Source organism: Streptomyces sp. NPDC056503, assembly GCF_042794995.1.
GTDB lineage: Bacteria > Actinomycetota > Actinomycetes > Streptomycetales > Streptomycetaceae > Streptomyces.
This window is the reverse complement of record NZ_JBHTST010000022.1, coordinates 41455-58210: the sequence shown is the minus strand read 5'-3', so window position 1 is coordinate 58210 and position 16756 is coordinate 41455. Positions and strand designations below refer to the sequence as shown.

Below are 16756 nucleotides of genomic sequence, written 5' to 3'. Positions count from 1 at the left end.
GCGGGCCCGGGCTCCCTCTACGCCCCCCGCTCCCTCCGCTCCGGCAGCGGCGCATCGTGCCGGGCGAGCTCGTCGAGTGCCTCCACCCACAGCCTCGGCAGGTCGGCGGCGGCCGCGAACGACCGGTCGTGGACGACCGCGACACGGGCGGTTTCCGCCGTGCGGGTGAGGGAGAAGTAGCCGAGCATGCCCGGACTGTTCAGGGCGAAGACGGTCCCGGCGAGCAGGGGCGCGCCGAGGACGCGGGAGGTGCCGTTCAGGTTGATGTGGCTGGCCGCCAGCCGGAAGCTCGCGCGCTCCGTCGCCCGGCAGAGCAAGCGGGGCGGGACGCGCAGGAAGGTCTTCCAACCGCTCTCCCGCAGCCCGGAACCCTTGTGCGCGAGGGTCTGCCCGGCCACGGCCCCCAGACGCTCGCCCGGCCCCGCCGCGGCGCACGGCAGCCGCAGGATCGCCGGCAGCGCGGCGTTCCCCGGCACGAGCTCCGCCCCCTGTCGGCGGACCGACATCGGCATCACCACCTTCAGGTCCCGCACATGGCCCGCCTGCCGCTGCTGGAGGGCCGCGAGCGCGCCGGTCACCGCGGTGAGGTACACGTCGTTGACACCCGCCCCCCACCGCGACGCCACGGCCCGCAGCCTCGCCTCCGGGACGTCCGCGTACGCCATGGCCGCCCGCCCGCCGTGCGTCGCGTCGTACCCCGCGGGAACCGTCTCCTGGACGGGGAGCTTCCCCAGCGGCGACGAGGCCAGCCACGCCGCCGAGGCGCGCCTCGGCACGGGCGGACGGTAGGGATGCGGCCCGGCGCCCGGCTCGTCGGCCAGCAGCGCGGCCACCAGATGGGCCGCGCCGACACCGTCCGTCACGGCGTGCTCGATACGGAAGCACACCCGCTGCACCCGCTCGGTCCGGCACGTCAGCAGCCGCAGGTCCCAGCGGGGCGCCGGACGGGCGGGCAGCGGCCCGTGCATCGCCGCGTCGGTCGCCTCGGCGAGCCGGCCGTCCACCCGCTCCCCACCGACGTGCGCCTCGGCCCGGGGCGGCGCGGTCCGCGTCCACGACCGGGCGCCCGGGACCGCCGCGACACCCAGGGCTTCCAGCCCCGGCGCCCGCTCGGCCACGCGTGCGCGCAGGTCGTCGAGCGTGAACGCGTCGGCGGGGAAGTCCAGGACATGGCCCACCATGAACGGCGCGGGGCCGCGGTCGGAGAGGAACGCGAACGCGCGGTCCAGCGCGTTCATCCTCCCCGTCCGGCCCGTCCCGGCAGAGGACTCGCCGACCTTCTCCGACACCATCCGGACCTGCACGAACCACCTCGTATCCGATCGACATGCAACCCGGTGCGAACGAGGCGCGCGGGCGATGGGACACGGCATCCGGGATCAGGTCGACTCGCGGACCACGAGTTCGTTCGGGATGACCACCGGTGCCCGGGGGCCGCCCTCGATGAGTCCGAGGAGCAGGTGGACCGTGGCGATGGCCTGGTCGGCCATGGGACTGCGGACGGAGGTGAGCGCCGGCGCGGTGTACGCCGCCGCCTCGATGTCGTCGAAGCCGACGACCGCCACGTCCTCGGGCACACGGCGGCCGGCCTGGCGCAGGGTCCGCAGCGCCCCGATCGCCATCAGGTCGTTGGACGCGAAGACCGCGTCGAGCGCCGGATCGTCCTCCAGGAGCTGCCGCATGGCCTCGGCGCCCGATGCCCGGGTGAAGTCGCCCAGCGCGACGATCGACCGCCGCCCGGTTCCCCGGAGCGTCTCGCGGTAGCCCTCCAGTCGTTCACGGGCCTCGAACAGGTCCAGCGGCCCCGTGATCGCGGCGATCCGGCGGCGTCCGCGCTCCAGCAGATGCCGTACGGCGAGCGTGGCGCCGCCGGCGTTGTCCACCCCGGCGTACGGGACGTCCGGTGCGGACGTGCGGTTGAACGAGGCCATCGGCAGCCCGGTTCTGGCCAGCGCGGCCGGGAGCGGGTCCGTCCCGTGGAGTGCGACGAGCATGACGCCGTCCACGTGCCCGCCCGCCACGTACGCCTCGACCCGGGCCCGGCTGCGGTCGGATTCCGCGAGCATCAGCACGACCTGCTTGCCGGCGGCCTCCAGCTCCCTGCTGACGGCGCGCACGACGGTGGAGAACAGGGGATCGTCGGAGACCACGCCCTGGGGCGGATCGGCGACGACGACGGCCACGGCGTCCGTCCGCCGGGTGACGAGATTGCGGGCGGCGGCGTTGGGCACGTAGCCCAGTTCGCGGACGGCCCGCATCACGACCTCCCGGATCTGCGGGGCGACGGTCGTCTCCCCGTTGACGACCCGCGAGACGCTCGACTTGGACACACCCGCGCGAGCAGCGACCACTTCCAGCGTGGGTCGTTTCATCCCAGTCCATTCGATCGACGAGGCCGGAGCCGTTCAGGGAGCGTTCTCTGGCGAGGATGAGGGTCACGAACGCCCATGTCAACGGGCCTGTGCGGACGGCCTCCCGCGCGCTCCGGTCCGTCACGCGCCGCCGACCGCACGGCACCTTCCCCCCGGTCAGGGAACACCCGGCCTTGCCGGAACACACACGAGAAACCGTTCCCGGAAAGGGAGTTGGAGAGTCGATGGCGTGTCAGGCAAGTGAACCAAAGCCTTGACAGCCGATTCGGACCGGCCCATTCTCACCCCTCAGGGAGCGCTCCCTCACCCTTCCCCTCTTGAGGAGACGCCGTGCGTCCGCTGCTTCGCCGCGTCGGTCTGCTTGTCGCCGTCGTGGCCACCTTGCTCACCTTCACCGCCATCCCCTCCACCTCCGCCCGCGCCGCGGAAGTCCCCTTGTCCCAGGGCAAGAACGTCACCGCCTCCAGCAGCGAGGGCGCCTTCGCCCCGGCCGCCGCGGTCGACGGCGACGCCGGCACCCGGTGGTCCAGCGCCTTCACCGACACCGAGTGGCTCCAGGTCGACCTCGGCGCGAGTGCCGCCATCAGCCAGGTCACGCTCGCCTGGGAGGCCGCGTACGCCAGGTCCTTCCGCGTCCAGGTCTCCGCCGACGGGACCGCCTGGACCACGCTCCACGAGACGACGTCGGGCACCGGCGGCGTCCAGAACCTCGCCGTCTCGGGCACCGGCCGCTACGTGCGCATGACCGCGGCCGAACGCGCCACCGGATACGGCTACTCCCTCTGGGAGTTCCAGGTCCACGGCACCGTCGGCACCGCCTGCGGAAGCACCGACACCGCCCAGGGCCGGAACGCCACGGCCTCCAGCAGCGAGGGCGCCTTCGCCCCGGCCGCCGCGGTCGACGGCGACGCCGGCACCCGGTGGTCCAGCGCCTTCACCGACACCGAATGGCTCCAGGTCGACCTCGGCGCCACCTCCCGCCTCTGCGGCGTGACCCTCGCCTGGGAGGCCGCGTACGCCAGGTCCTTCCGCGTCCAGGTCTCCGCCGACGGGACCGCCTGGACCACGCTCCACGAGACGACGTCGGGCACCGGCGGCGTCCAGAACCTCGCCGTCTCGGGCACCGGCCGCTACGTGCGCATGACCGCGACCGAACGCGCCACCGCCTACGGCTACTCCCTGTGGACCTTCGCCGTCCGCACCACCGGCACCGACGGCGGGAACAGCGGCGGCACCCTGCTCTCCTACGGCCGCCCCGGCTCGGCCTCCTCCTCGCAGAGCGACCAGAACTGCTGGGAATGCACCCCCGCCCGCGCCTTCGACCGCGACCCCGCCTCCCGCTGGGCGACGAGCTCCACCAACGGCTGGACCGACCCCGCCTGGATCGCCGTCGACCTCGGCGCCCCCGCCCGGATCGACAGGATCGTCCTCCAGTGGGACCCCGCCTACGCCAGGTCCTTCCAGATCCAGGTGTCCGACAACGGCACCGACTGGACCCCGATCTACTCCACCACGACCGGCACCGGCCTCAAGCAGAACCTCACCGTCTCCGGCACCGGCCGCCACGTCCGCATGTACGGCACGCAGCGCGCCACCGCCTACGGCTACTCCCTGTGGGAGTTCCAGGTGTACGGCACCGGGGGCGCTCCGAACCCGGCCCCGCCGCTTCCGGCCGACCCGGCGAACCCGCCACGGCTGGTCTGGAGCGACGAGTTCGATGGCGCCGCCGGAGGAAAGCCCGACCCGGCCAAGTGGAAGGCCGACCCGGGTACCGGCCAGAACGCCGAGCTGCAGTACTACACCGACCACGACAACGCCTCGCTCGACGGCGCCGGACACCTCGTCATGGAGGCGCGCAAGCAGGCCACCCCCGGAAAGGGCTGCCCGCCCGACCCGCTGACCGGCAGCACCACGTGCCAGTACACCTCGGCCCGGATGAACACCGGGACCACGTTCCGGTTCACCTACGGCCGGGTCGAGGCCCGCATCAAGGTCCCCAAGGGCAACGGCCTGTGGCCCGCCTTCTGGATGATGGGCGCCGACTTCCTGAGCGGCCGCCCGTGGCCCTACAACGGCGAGATCGACATCATGGAAGTCCTCGGCAAGGACGTGAAGACCTCGTACTCCACCGTCCACGCGCCCGCCTACAACGGCGCCGGCGGCATCGGCGCGCCGTACAAGCTGCCCCAGGAAGCGGACTTCTCCGACGACTTCCACACCTGGGCCGCCGACTGGACCAGCAAGGGCATCGTCTACAGCCTCGACGGACGGACCGTCCTCACCCTCGACAAGGAACAGGTCGAGCAGACCCGCGGTCCCTGGATCTTCGACCACCCGCACTACATGATCCTCAACCTCGCGGTCGGCGGCGACTGGCCCGGTCCCACCGACCCCACCACCCCCTTCCCCGCCAGGATGCTCGTCGACTACGTACGCGTGTACCAGTAGCCGGCACCCCGTCGGCGGAGGACTCCGGCGGGGCCACCGCGGAACCCGGCGGCGGCCCCGCCCACCCCGCACCCCGGCGGCGGCCCCGCCCACCCCGCACCCCGGCGGCGGCCCCGCCCACCCCGCACCCCTCGGACCTCCACACACCCGGGACCGGCCCGGGCCCCCGAACCTCCTCTTCCCCCACCCGTGACACGAGAGGAACAGACATGCACCGACAACCCATCCGCCTCCACACCCTGATGGCCGGCGGACTGGCCCTCGTCCTGGCCGCCGCACTCAGCCTCACCTTCACCACCCGGCCGGCCTGGGCCGCCACCCTCGTCGTCCAGGCCGAGTCCTACGCGGCGCAGTCCGGTGCGGGTGTCGAAGCGACCTCGGACACCGGCGGCGGCCAGAACGTCGCCTACCTCGCCGACGGCGACTGGATGCGCTTCGACAACGTCGACCTCGGCGCCGCGGGCCCGCTGACCGCCTCGGCCCGCGTCGCCTCCGCCACCGGCGGACCCGGCACCGTGGAACTGCGCACCGGCTCGCCGACCGGACCGCTGCTCGCGACCTTCCCCGTCACCCCGACCGGCGGCTGGCAGAACTGGACCACCCGGACCGCCTCCGTCGCCACCCACCCCACCGGCCCGCAGACGCTGTTCGCCGTCATGCGCAGCACCACACCCGGCGACTTCGTCAACATCAACTGGTTCTCCTTCGACGACGGCACCACCGGCGGCACCGCGCCCGGCTGGGTCGCCGTCGACCAGGCCGCGTGGGACACCCAGCTCGCACAGTTCCGGGCCATGACCCCGGCCACCGTCCCGGCCGGCAACGTACGCGTCCCCGAGTTCAACGCCACCTGCACCTACAGCCACTCCAAGCCCGACGACCCGATCGTCGCCCCCGGCCTGCCCGGCGCGTCCCACATGCACAGCTTCTTCGGCAACAAGAGCACCGACGCGTTCACCACCACCCGAAGCCTGCTGGCCAACCCGGGCACCAGCTGCACCCCCGCGAAGGACCTGTCCGCCTACTGGATCCCCACCCTCTACCAGGACGGCAAGGCCATCGAGAGCGACGGCGTGATCGTCTACTACGGATCGCGGCTGCCCGACCCCTCGGCGACGGTCCCCTTCCCCCAGGGCTTCCGCATGATCGCCGGCAACGCCAAGTCCCAGATCCCCACCCCGGCAGGCTCGGCCAACCAGTTCTTCTGCGCCGGAGAGGGAGGCGAGATCGGCCGCAGCGCCGACGGCAACTGGCCCGTCTGCGCCCCGACCGCCAAGCTCGTCTACCAGCTGCTCTTCCCCGACTGCTGGGACGGCAAGCACCTCGACAGTCCGGACCACAAGGCGCACGTCGCCTTCACCTACAACGGCACGTGCGGCGGTGACCACCCCGTCGCCATCCCGTCCGTCTCCTTCGTCATCGGCTACCCGACCTCCGGGAACACCGCGGGCTTCTCCCTGTCCTCCGGCATGGCATCGTCCATCCACGGCGACTTCTTCAACGCCTGGGACAACGCGGCACTGGGACAGCGAGTGAAGGACTGCATCGTGCAGAGCGCCAAGTGCAACTCCGCCGGCACCTTCTGATCGCGCGGATGGCGGGGGCCCTGCTCGCGGCGCTCGTCGTCACCGGCTGCACCACGCAGCCGGTGACCGGCCCGTCGCGAGCGGAGGCGTTCAACGCCACCGACACCGCGTGGATCCAGCTGATGATCCCCATGGGCGAGCGTGCCCACCGCCTGGCCGGCCTGGCGACCACACGCACGACGGACCCCGCCCTGACCGACCTCGTGGCCCGGATCGCCACGCGACTGGAGGGGGAGCAGGAGGGGCTGCGGGCCCTTCTGGACCTCTCGGGCGTTCCCGACACCCGCCCCCACGAGGGCCACGACATGCCGGGGATGGTCGGCCTCGACACCCTCACCCGGGCGAAGACGGCGACGGGCGAGGAGTTCGAACGGCTCCTCACCGACAGCCTCCGCGCCCACTTCGCGCAGTCCAGGACGCTCTGCGCGAGCGAACGAGCCGCAGGCGGCGCGAAGGAGGCGAAGGACCTGGCCGCCACCATCGAAGGAAACGCGGCGGAAGAACTCGACCGGCTCGCCGCCCTCCACCGCCCCTGACCGGCAGCTGCCCACGAAGCCCTCTCCGCCCGTGACCACAGGCGGAGAGGGCGACCCCCGGAGGCACCCGGCAGGACCGGGGCCCGTCGTCAGCCGTGCCCCGGGGCCGTCTCCGGGGCGGTGCGCCGCACGCCGAGCACGGCCGGCACGGCGCCGACGACGCACAGCGCGCCGGCGACCAGCACCGCGGTGCGCACGCCGTTCATGAACGCCAGGTGGCTCCCCTCGGTGCCGGCGGTCCTGAGCCGCTCGGGCATCTGATCCGAGACGGGCGCGACGCCCATGGCCACAGCGGTCCCCACCTGGCGGCCATGACGCGAAGGCGCTCGGTCACCACCGTGTGTGACGGAACGCGACCGGTTTTGAAGAGTGCCGGGTCCGGTGAGCCGGAGTGGGGCGCCGACGGGTGTTCCGCCGCAGTTCAGGGCGGGTTTCGGGGGTCGGTTCAGAGAGGTTTCCGGGCAGGGCGTGGGGGCGTTCCTCCGGGACCGGCGTAACGTGGGGAGTACCCGAAGGCCGGTGGACCGTACTGGTCCGTACCGCATCCCAACCCGAGGAGGGTTGGCTCCTCCGCCAGCCGCACGGCCGGGACTCGTTCCCGGCCCAGGTCGTCGATACGTCGATGGCGGCCCCGCCCGCCCGCGTTCTCCTCGATGTCCGGCCTCCCCGACTCGCGTGTCCCCGGAGCGCCGCGCCCCGCGCACGCTCCCGGGCCGACCTGGTCCGGCTGGCGGAAGGAAGCCACGCCATGCCCCCTCTCACCGGGCCGCCCCGGGCCGTCTCCGGCGACACGCTCTGCCTGGACCTCGTCTCCGACCTCGCGGTCGACGGCCGCGCCGCCACCGCCCTGCGCATGGAGGCGCTCGTCCTCGCCCATCGGCCGGGCCGCGTGCACGTCCGTGTCACGCCCGGGCAGCCGTCGCCCGCCGCGCTCAGTGCCGTGGCCCGGCTGCGGCGCCTGTGCGAGACGCTGGGCGTCCCGCTCACCCTCGCCCCCGACGCGCCGCCGGCCCCCGCCGCCCTGGTCACCGCGGATACCGGGCAGGGCGCGCAGGCGGGAGCGTCGCCGTGACCAGCGCGCTGTTGGACCAGATCCACACGGTCATCACCGACGCCGGGTTCGGCCCCGGGAGCGGCCTCACCTTCCAGGACTGCGAGGACGGGGTACGCGTCTCCTGGAAGGCCGACGCGATCATCCGGCCGACGATCGCCGCGCACGCCTCCGACCCCGAGCTCCGGGACCACGCCACCGTCGCCGGCCTCCGCAGCGTCGTGGACCACGCCCTCACCGCGCTCTTCCTGGGCGCCGGTCTTCACACCACGGCCCCGTTGAACGGCGTCCTCCTCGTCACCCGCCCGCCCCGCGCGTTCGCCGGCCAGGACCGAGGCGCACCGCGCCCGCCCGCGAGGCCGTAGGCGGGTCGGTACCGGCGCCGGAGCGGACCCCGGGGTTTTCTCAGGGTCAGACCACTTCGTCCTGGGGGCGGGTGGGGAGCCGCCCCGCCGCTTCGAGCCGGGCCAGCCGCCGGTGTTCGCGGTCGGCCCAGCGCCGGACCCGGTCGGGTTCCAGCGGCGTGCCGTGGCCGACGTGGAGTCGGGTGGGGTCGAGGGCGAGCATCCTGCGCAGGCTGGCGAGGTTGCCCAGCGGATCGTCGTGGAAGGGAGGGTTGGCCGGCCGGCCCCGTACGAGACCGAAGAGGGAGTTGGCGACCAGGTCGCCGGCGACGAGGTCTCCCCGCTCCGTGAGGACGGAGACCGAACCGGCGGTGTGTCCGGGCGTGGGCATGATGCGCGCCGCGACCCCGAAGTCCTCCAGATCGGTCTCGCCGCTCACGAGGACGTCGGGTTCGACCGGTTCCACCTTGATGTGCAGGTTCTTGTGCCTGGCCATGAGGCGGCCCATCGGTCCGGTGGGGAGGTACGGCTCGCGGGCCCGACCGGCACGGTAGGGGCCGAGGTCGGCGACGTGTCCCGCGACGGGCGCCCCGGTCAGCCGGTGCAGTTCGGCGGCGGAGCCGAAGTGGTCGATGTGGCCGTGGGTGATGACGATCAGGGCCACGTCGGCGGGGTCCACGCCGTGGGCGGCGACCTGTTCGTAGATCCTCCGGCCGCTGCCGGGGGTCCCCGCGTCGACGATGACGGGCCGTCGGCCCAGCAGCAGGTACGCGTTGATGTGGTGCCGGCCCATGACCGGGATGGGGACGACCTTGGTTCGTGACACGGTTCTCTCCTTGGGCATGGCTGTCTTCCGCCGCGCGGCGGTCCGCGGGCGGTCGGGGGAGCAGGTGGGGAGATCAGCGGAAGCGGCGCCGGTACTCGGCGGGTGTGGTGTTCAGACGGCGCCGGAAGGCGCGGTGCAGGGTCTCCACGGAGCCGAGGCCGCTGAGGTCGGCGATCTCGGACAGGCCGTGGGCGCTGTCCTGGAGCAGCCTGCGTGCGGCCTCCAGCCGGACGGACTCGACGTAGGCGGCGGGGGTGGTGCCGGTACGCTGCCGGAAGAGCCGGGAGAAGTGACGCACGCTCAGGTGGAGCCGGGCCGCCAGGACCTCGGCGGACAGGTCCTCGGTGAGGTGCTCGCCGATCCACACCCGCAGGTCGTCCAACCGGTCGCCGGGTGCGGCCGGAGGCGCGAGCGGGACGCTGAACTGACTCTGTCCGCCGGCGCGTTTGACGTACATGACCATCGTCCGGGCGGTGGCGAGCGCGAGCCCGGGGCCGTGGTCCTCGGTGACCATGGCCAGGGCCATGTCCATCCCCGAGGCGATGCCGGCGCAGGTCCACAGCCGGCCTTCCCGGATGAAGATCGGGTCCGGATCGACGGTGACGAGCGGGTGGTCGGCGGCCAGCCTGGGGGCCGTCCGCCAGTGGGTTGTGGCGGAGAGGCCGTCCAGCAGCCCCGCCGCCGCCAGCAGGTGCGCGCCCGAGCAGACGGACCCCAACCGGCGCGTACGGGGAGCCACTTCGCGCAGCCAGTCGATGATCCCGTGGTCGAGCACCGGCTCCACGTCGTGGTCGCGCACGCGGACGGCGCCCGATACGAGCAGGGTGTCGACGTTGCCGTCCACCTCGTCCAGCGTCAGGTCGGCCATCAGCCGGATCCCGCCGGAGGTGGCCACCGGCTCGCCCTGGGCGGTCGCGACGCGGACGGTGTAGCCGGGCCGACCGGTGCCGGCGATCCGGGTGGCCATGGAGAACACCTCCGACGGACCCGTGACGTTGAGCAGTTCGACCCCGGGGAAGGCCGCGACGACGACTCTGTGCGCTGGGAGCATGCGCCGATCATTCCGCCCGGCCGCGAAGGCCGCAATGACCATGTTCTGTCACATCCGGCCATCGACGCGAAGCCGGGCCGGGGCGGGGCTCGTTACGCGGGGCTCAGGAGGGGCCGCCCCCCCCACGACCGGTCCGCCTGCGCCGGATCCCCGGCGTGTGCGTGGAATCGGCGGTACAGAGGCCCGGACCAGCGGCTTCGCCGGGCAGCGGCTAGCATCCGTACGTCCGGGGCCGCCGTGCGGGCTTTCCCCGGGCCGTCCGTCGTACCTCCGAGCACGGGGAAGCTTGTGTCCGATCCGCTGGCCGACGACCCGCGTACCGCCACGGTCGCGTCGGGCGAGGGCATCTCCCTCTCCGACAACGACAAGAAGGCCCTGCTGCGGGAGCTCGGGGTGGGCGAGGTCGTCCGGTCCGTCTACCACGACGGTTGGGGCTACGCCGTACTCACCGGCAAGGGGCTCATCCTCCTCCGCAACCTCCTGGCGCCGAAGCCGACCCGCGTGGCCGGACCGCTGCGGATCCTGCGGCGCGCGTACGGCATGTTCGACTCCGTCGAGATCCTCGTGGACGGGAAGCCGCACAAGCTGCACGGCTCGAAGCTCGATCCGAAGGGAGAGCTCCTGGAAGCGGCGGGAGAGCTCCTGCCCCCCGGCTCACCCCTGCGCCCCGGCGGCGGGAAGCGGACCTCCACGTGGATACGGCGGCATCCGGTGTCGGTGGCCGTGGTGGCCGCCGGGGTGCTGGTCGCCGGACTGAGCGGGCCCGGGCAGCCCGACGCCGCGGCGCGGGGCGGGGCGGATCACGCGCCCGCCCTGCCCGACTTCCGCGGGACCTCCCTGGCCACGGCCGCCGCGACGGCGCGCCGCGGGGCGTGGCGGGTGGCGGCTGCCGACGCCTCGTCCGCGTACCGGACGGTGACGGGCTCTCAGGTCCGCTGGCGCGTCTGCTTCCAGAACCCCGCCGCGGGCGAGCGGACCCGCCCGTACGGCAGGACGCTGACGCTCTACGCGGTTCCGGAGGCGGAGCCGTGTCCCTCGCGACTGGACGGGACCCGGCGGGTGGTGATGCCGGACCTCGTCGGCGAGCGGTTCGACGCCGCGTCGCGAGAGCTCGCCGCGCTCGACCTCGACCGCGTCACGCGCTTCCACGCGCACACCGGGCAGCGCCTGGACGACGGGAGCCAGGGCCTGGCGGACTGGCAGGTCTGCCGGCAGCAACCGGAGGCGGGCATCGAGGTGCCCGTCACCACGCGGGTGGACCTGTGGCTCATCGGTCCGGGCGTCTCCTGTACCGAGCCCAGTCCGAGCCCGAGCCCCAAGCCGAAGCCCAAGCCCAAGCCCAAGCCGAAGCCGAAGCCGAAGCCCGAGTCCGGGTCCGGGTCTGGGTCCGGATCGGGGTCCGGATCGGGGTCGGGTTCGCAGGAGACCTCGAAGCCCCGGCCGCGTGTGCAGCCGTCTCGCGACTCCGCCTCGGACGGTGGCGCGTCGGGAGGAGACGGGGACGGGTCGTGGGACGACGGTTCCTCCGGGAACTCGGATGCCACGGGCGGCACGAGCGGCGGCTCCGGCACCGGTTCCGGTGTCGGCTTCGGCCAGTCCTGCTCCCCGGTGGGGGCCACCGCCACGACCGCCGACGGGCGTCCGGCGAAGTGCTTCATGGGCAAGGACGGCATGGCCCGGTGGGGATACCGCTCCGGCTGAGCGACGCCCTCCTCGCCGACGCTCCGATGTTCCGACGCTCCGGCACTCCGACGCCAGAACCCGGTGCCGGGTCGGGGCGTGTCTCGGAAGTCGCCGACCCGCCGGGTCGATGGCTCGCGTCGCGCCGTGACGGTCACGGTGTGGGCGCCGACGATGACGGGGACGGCCGTCCACGCGGCCGCGTCGAGGCGCTGGTGGAGCACGAGGAGACCGACAGTGCTGACCACCCGCCACGGCCTGTCCTCCTCCCTCGGACCGCGGCCTCGCCACCGGACGATCACGGGCCAGGTGCCCGGCAGCCTTACCCGATTGGGTGACTGTGCTTCAGCCCGTCACGGGCCAAGATCAACTGGTGAGCTCTTCTCTGACGCGCCGCGCGTGCGCCGTAGCCCTGCTTCTGACCTCGGCCCTGGCCCCCGCCGTGGCCGCCGCCGCCCAACCGGGGGATCCCGGAAAGGGGTTGGGGCGTGCCGTGCAGGCCCGCCTGCTCGGCGAAAAGACCGTTCCGCACAAGCTGGCTTTCCAGGACACCACGGTCGGCGGCCTCTCCGGTGTCGACCGCAACCCGTGCACCGGCGAGTACGTCTTCATCAGTGACGACCGCTCGTTCCTCCAGCCCGCCCGTTTCTACACGGCCAGGCTGGACGTGGACGCCGGCGGCGTGCACGCCGTCGACTTCACCGGCACCCATCCCTTCCTCCAGCCCGACGGCTCGGTCTACCCGTCCCCGACCCTGGGCGACGGCAAGGCGGTCGACCCGGAGGAGATCCGGGTCGACCCGCGCAGCTGCGACTACTGGTGGGCGCAGGAGGGCGACCGGCCCGCGGTGGCCGGCCCGCCGGTCATCCAGCCGTCCATCCAGTACGCCTCCGCCACCGGCGACCACCTCGGACAGCTGCGGCTGCCGTCGAACTACGAGGTCACGAGGGAAGAGCGCGGCCCGCGCCGGAACCAGGCGATCGAGGCGATCACCTTCGGTTCCAAGGGCAAGGTGGTGACCAGCGCGGTCGAGGGCCCGCTCCTCCAGGACGGCCCGGCCCCGGACGTGGACAACGGCGCGCTGGTCCGCGTCACCCAGCAGAACCGCGAAGGCCGGGTGCTCGGGCAGTTCGCCTACCCGCTGGAGAAGATCTTCGCCGAGAACGACCCGAACAGCCCCTGGGGCCCGGACACCGGGGTCCCGTCGATCCTCGCCTTCCCCGACCAGCCCAACCGCTACCTCGTGCTCGAACGCACCTGGGTCGCCGGCGCGGGTTACAAGATCCGCCTCTTCGACGCCACCACGCGCGGGGCGACCGACGTGCGGGACGTGGAGTCGCTGGCCGGGCGGATCGTCGCGCCGATGCGCAAGAAGCTCGTCGCGGACTTCGACACCCTGGGCCTCTCCGCCATCGACAACACCGAGGGCATGACGTGGGGTCCGGACCTGCCCTCCGGCGAGAGGCTGCTGATCCTCGTCAGCGATGACAACTTCGTCGAGGACGCGATCACCCAGGTCGTCGCCCTCGGCATCCGCTGACCGGAGCCCGCGCCGTCACCCATCCCACACGACGAAAGGGCGCCTGCCGGGCGAAAGCCCGGTTCAGGCGCCCTTTCCCATGCCTCGGGACCCCGTCCGACCCGGCGCCCCGGTCCAGGCGCCGGCGTCCGGCCCGGTGCCCCGGTCCAGGCCGCCCAGCCGGTCACGGCGGTGCCCGGGTCCGCGAGGACGACCCCTTCGTCCGGCGCCCGGCGGCAGCGTCGAGGGCTGCTCCCCGCAGGTGCGGGGAGGGTCCCCGGGCGCCCCTCCACCGATCTGTCGAGGTGAGGGGTGAGCGGTTCTCGGGGGACTCCCCGTGGTGGGGGAAGCCGGATCCGGCGCGGCGGGATCAGGCGCCCGGGGAAGGAGACGCGGGCCTGCGCAGCAGCCACTGCCCGAGCGTCCGACGAGGGGGGCCTACCACCACCCTGCCGTGGGTCTTCTGGCCGACCAGCTCGACGCGCAGTGCGGTGGGAGTGTGGGGAGGTGTCTCCGCGCGGTGGTGTCCGAGCCGGCAGTGGAGCAGGGTGAGGCCGTCGGCGTCGACCTCGATGCCCGGCCTCGTGACCAGCGTCAGGGTCTTTCCCACCATGGCCACGTCGATCCGCAGGGTGTCCTGTGTGATCACGGCCTGGGTGAGGTCGAGCGTCACGTCGCACCAGGTGACCGCGAGTTCCAGCCGCCGCGGCAGGACCCAGCGGCCCGTCCGCTCGACAGGGCCGCCGAACCCCTGCTCGATCCGGATGACGTGCTTGGCCTCCGCGATCTCCGCGGCGGTGACGTCAGCCGCGATCGACACGGCCGGCAGGTCGGCGGTGAGCACGGCCAGCTCGCCCAGGGTCCGTGCCGACAGGGCGGCTTCCAGGCGCTCGTCCAGCTCGTCCGCGGTCAGCCGGCCGTCCCCCGCCGCGATGCGCAGCACGTCCACCACGCGGTCCCGGTCGGCGTGAGACGCCCGTACCCCGGGCGACGAGCCGGGGCCGGAGTGCTTCCCGGTGGGCGAGATCTCTCCTGACATGCTTCCGTCCTGGTCCTGTCGAACGTCTCCGCGTGACGCGGGCGACGACGCCGGCCCTCAGCGGCCGTCCGGCCCTTGCCGAGAGAACCTAGCCGTCGCCGAACCGCGCTGACAATGCTCGGCCTCCGCTGCGGGAGGTCGGCTGCCTCGGGTCCGGGAGTCCTCGGCGGCCGCGGGACCGGTGCCGCGGACCTGGCGACCGCCTTCGAACGCGGGTCCGAGGAGTCGGTGCTCCTCGGACCGGCGACTACCGCACCTCGACGCCGTACCCGCGGACCAGCGCCTCCAGGCCGTGGTCGTAGCCCTGCCCTACGGCGCGGAAGCGCCACAGCGGTCCCCGGCGGTAGAGCTCGGCGAGGAGCAGGGTGCGTTCGCTGGTGGCGGCGTCCAGGGTCGCCTGGGCCGTGGTCGGAGCGTCGGTGCCCGGTGCGAGGGTGATCTGTACGGCGCCGATGTCGCCGAAGGTGGCGGTGCCGTCGATGGCGGCCGCGATCGCGATCCTCCGGGCGGCGGGCGGGAGAACGGTCAGGTCGACGGTCACGGACTGTTCGGTCGGGCCGTCGCACAGGAGGCGGACGGCTCCGTCGGGGCTCTCGGGGGCGCCGTAGAAGACGAAGTCGCCGTCGCTGGAGACCTGTTCGTCCTCGTCGAGGACGAACGCCACGACGTCGATCTCGCAGTCCGTCTGCCGGGCCCAGGAGGCTCCCGCATGCCAGCGCTCGGCGGTGGGGAGGGCGGGGAGGTCGATCACTCCGCCACGGGGGAGGAGGGCGGCGGTCGGGGCCCCTCCCCGGCGGACGGGGACGTCGGCGGTCTCGGGTGTGGCCGCGCCGAGCCAGGAGGGATCGTGGACCGGCAGCCCCAGTGAGGCGATGCGGGACATGCGCCGGTCATCCCGGCCGCCGGGCAGGAGCACGACATCGGTGACGCTTGCCGAGAGGTTGAGGGCGGCGGCCCAACCCAACCCCACGATTCGCGCGCGCGCCGCGGACGCCTCCTCGTGGGTGCCGCCCAGTGCCAGGACCCGGCGCCGGGCGGGCGGGGTGGTGGCAGGGGCCGGTGCGGTCCGGGCCGCGGCAACCGACGGAGGGGCGGACGGCGCCGGCGCGGCAGCAGCCGGTTCCGGCGCCTGCCGAGTATGGGGCGTGCCGGGCCGGACCTCGCCCAGCAGCTTCAGGAAGGTGTGTTCGTCCAGGACCGGGACGCCTTCGGCGGCGGCGCGCCGGGCCTTGGCCGAGTCGGATGCCGCCTGGTTGGTGACGAGAGCGCTCGTGTGCCGGCTGACCGAGGACATCACGTTGAGGCCCGCGCCGACGGACCGGGCCACGAGCTCGGCCCTGGGGGTGGCCGTCTCGCCGGTGATGGCGACCTTCATGCCCTGGACGAGCGGACCGCCGGGTTCCAGACGGCCGGGGTTGCGGTAGGCGCACGGGGTCTTCGGAGGGTTCGGCGCGAACTGCGGGTCCTGGCGAGGAGGACAGGGGACCAGCGGCAGCGGGAGGTCGAGCCGTACGGCCTCGGCCAGGGAGGCGCGGAAGATCCCCGCGAGGACGCGTGTGTCGTCGAGCGCGTCATGTGCCCGGGTCTGCGGCACGCCGTAGTGGGCGGCCAGGGAGGCAAGGCTCAGATCGTCGGTGGGGGGTTCCACCCGCCGGTTCAGGGCCAGCGTGCACAGGCGCTGGGTGACGGGCAGGTGGAGCCGGGCGCGGGCGAACTCGTGGGCCAGGAAGTCGTAGTCGAACTGCGCGTTGTGGGCCACCAGGACCCGGTCCTGCAGCAGCGCTCCGATACGCCCCGCGACCTGGTCGAAGGTGGGGGCGCCGGCCAGCCGTTCCGGGGTCAGTCCGTGGATGTGCACCGGGCCGGGGTCACAGCCGGGGTTCACCAGGGTGCTGAACTCCCCGGTCCGGGTCCCGTCCGGCCCGAAGGTCAGCACGGCGATCGAGAGGACCCGGTCGCGTCGGGCGATGAGCCCGGACGTCTCGACATCGACCAGTGCCCAGTCGTAGGCGTAGTCGGGCAGGTGGGACACGTCGAGGATCGAGGCTGTCGAAAGCATGTCGATAAGGATGATCCGGACGCGATCATCAGTTCAACTCGAAGGGCGATTTGTAGTGTTATGCCGCATGAAAACCCGGCCGGATCTCCTCGTGACCGACCGCCGACTCCCCGCGGGCCCTCTCGTGACCACGGGAGAGGGCCGGTGGCGCCGGCGCGTTCTCCGCGCACGCGTGCCGCCTGTCCCGCGGCGGCCTCCCGGATCACCGGCCGGAGGCGCCCGGGGCGTCCCGCCCGAGGGCGTGG

Annotated in this window: 14 protein-coding genes; 7 read left to right on the top strand and 7 right to left on the bottom strand. The window is 73.3% G+C overall.

Annotated elements, in window-relative coordinates; all coding sequences use genetic code 11:
* Positions 1-17: 17 nt before the first annotated feature.
* Both ACFQ8C_RS09605 and ACFQ8C_RS09600 read right to left on the bottom strand, forming a co-directional pair.
* Complete coding sequence (locus tag ACFQ8C_RS09605; RefSeq protein WP_383454048.1) at positions 18-1238, bottom strand: hypothetical protein; 1221 nt, start codon at positions 1236-1238, stop codon at positions 18-20.
* Between the two features lie 141 nt (positions 1239-1379).
* The gene (locus tag ACFQ8C_RS09600; RefSeq protein WP_383454045.1) at positions 1380-2372 is read right to left on the bottom strand and encodes a LacI family DNA-binding transcriptional regulator; all 993 of its coding nucleotides are present in this window, start codon (positions 2370-2372) and stop codon (positions 1380-1382) included.
* Positions 2373-2702: 330 nt separating this feature from the next.
* Between ACFQ8C_RS09600 and ACFQ8C_RS09595 the strand changes: the two genes are divergently transcribed.
* From ACFQ8C_RS09595 to ACFQ8C_RS09585, 3 genes are all read left to right on the top strand, one after another.
* Positions 2703-4820 carry a discoidin domain-containing protein gene (locus ACFQ8C_RS09595; protein ID WP_383454043.1) on the top strand — a complete coding sequence of 706 codons (2118 nt, stop codon included), beginning with the start codon at positions 2703-2705 and terminating at the stop codon, positions 4818-4820.
* Between the two features lie 209 nt (positions 4821-5029).
* Positions 5030-6406: a DUF1996 domain-containing protein gene (locus tag ACFQ8C_RS09590; protein WP_383454041.1), complete on the top strand. Its 1377-nt coding sequence runs from the start codon at positions 5030-5032 to the stop codon at positions 6404-6406.
* Between the two features lie 8 nt (positions 6407-6414).
* Complete coding sequence (locus ACFQ8C_RS09585) at positions 6415-6942, top strand: DUF305 domain-containing protein (protein ID WP_383454038.1); 528 nt, start codon at positions 6415-6417, stop codon at positions 6940-6942.
* Between the two features lie 89 nt (positions 6943-7031).
* Here ACFQ8C_RS09585 and ACFQ8C_RS09580 read toward each other — a convergent pair whose 3' ends face one another.
* Positions 7032-7244: a hypothetical protein gene (locus ACFQ8C_RS09580; RefSeq protein WP_383454035.1), complete on the bottom strand. Its 213-nt coding sequence runs from the start codon at positions 7242-7244 to the stop codon at positions 7032-7034.
* A gap of 446 nt (positions 7245-7690) precedes the next feature.
* Between ACFQ8C_RS09580 and ACFQ8C_RS09575 the strand changes: the two genes are divergently transcribed.
* Positions 7691-8014, top strand: a complete 324-nt coding sequence (locus ACFQ8C_RS09575; protein ID WP_383454033.1) for a hypothetical protein — start codon at positions 7691-7693, stop codon at positions 8012-8014.
* Entirely contained in the window at positions 8011-8358 is a 348-nt protein-coding gene (locus ACFQ8C_RS09570; protein ID WP_383454031.1) for a hypothetical protein, read from the top strand. The genes ACFQ8C_RS09575 and ACFQ8C_RS09570 overlap by 4 nt, the downstream gene beginning before the upstream one ends.
* A 46-nt stretch (positions 8359-8404) precedes the next feature.
* Here ACFQ8C_RS09570 and ACFQ8C_RS09565 read toward each other — a convergent pair whose 3' ends face one another.
* A complete protein-coding gene (locus tag ACFQ8C_RS09565; RefSeq protein ID WP_383454029.1) occupies positions 8405-9163 on the bottom strand; it encodes an MBL fold metallo-hydrolase in 759 nt (252 codons plus the stop codon).
* A 73-nt stretch (positions 9164-9236) separates the two neighbouring features.
* Positions 9237-10214: a GlxA family transcriptional regulator gene (locus tag ACFQ8C_RS09560; protein ID WP_383454026.1), complete on the bottom strand. Its 978-nt coding sequence runs from the start codon at positions 10212-10214 to the stop codon at positions 9237-9239.
* 288 nt (positions 10215-10502) lie between these two features.
* Here ACFQ8C_RS09560 and ACFQ8C_RS09555 point away from each other — a divergent pair, with 288 nt between their 5' ends.
* Entirely contained in the window at positions 10503-11915 is a 1413-nt protein-coding gene (locus ACFQ8C_RS09555) for a PASTA domain-containing protein (RefSeq protein ID WP_383454023.1), read from the top strand.
* A 352-nt stretch (positions 11916-12267) separates the two neighbouring features.
* Complete coding sequence (locus ACFQ8C_RS09550) at positions 12268-13434, top strand: esterase-like activity of phytase family protein (RefSeq protein ID WP_383454021.1); 1167 nt, start codon at positions 12268-12270, stop codon at positions 13432-13434.
* 349 nt (positions 13435-13783) lie between these two features.
* Here ACFQ8C_RS09550 and ACFQ8C_RS09545 read toward each other — a convergent pair whose 3' ends face one another.
* Entirely contained in the window at positions 13784-14452 is a 669-nt protein-coding gene (locus tag ACFQ8C_RS09545) for a DUF1707 domain-containing protein (RefSeq protein WP_383454019.1), read from the bottom strand.
* Positions 14453-14699: 247 nt separating this feature from the next.
* The gene (locus tag ACFQ8C_RS09540; RefSeq protein WP_383454016.1) at positions 14700-16511 is read right to left on the bottom strand and encodes a TerD family protein; all 1812 of its coding nucleotides are present in this window, start codon (positions 16509-16511) and stop codon (positions 14700-14702) included.
* Between the last annotated feature and the right edge of the window lie 245 nt (positions 16512-16756).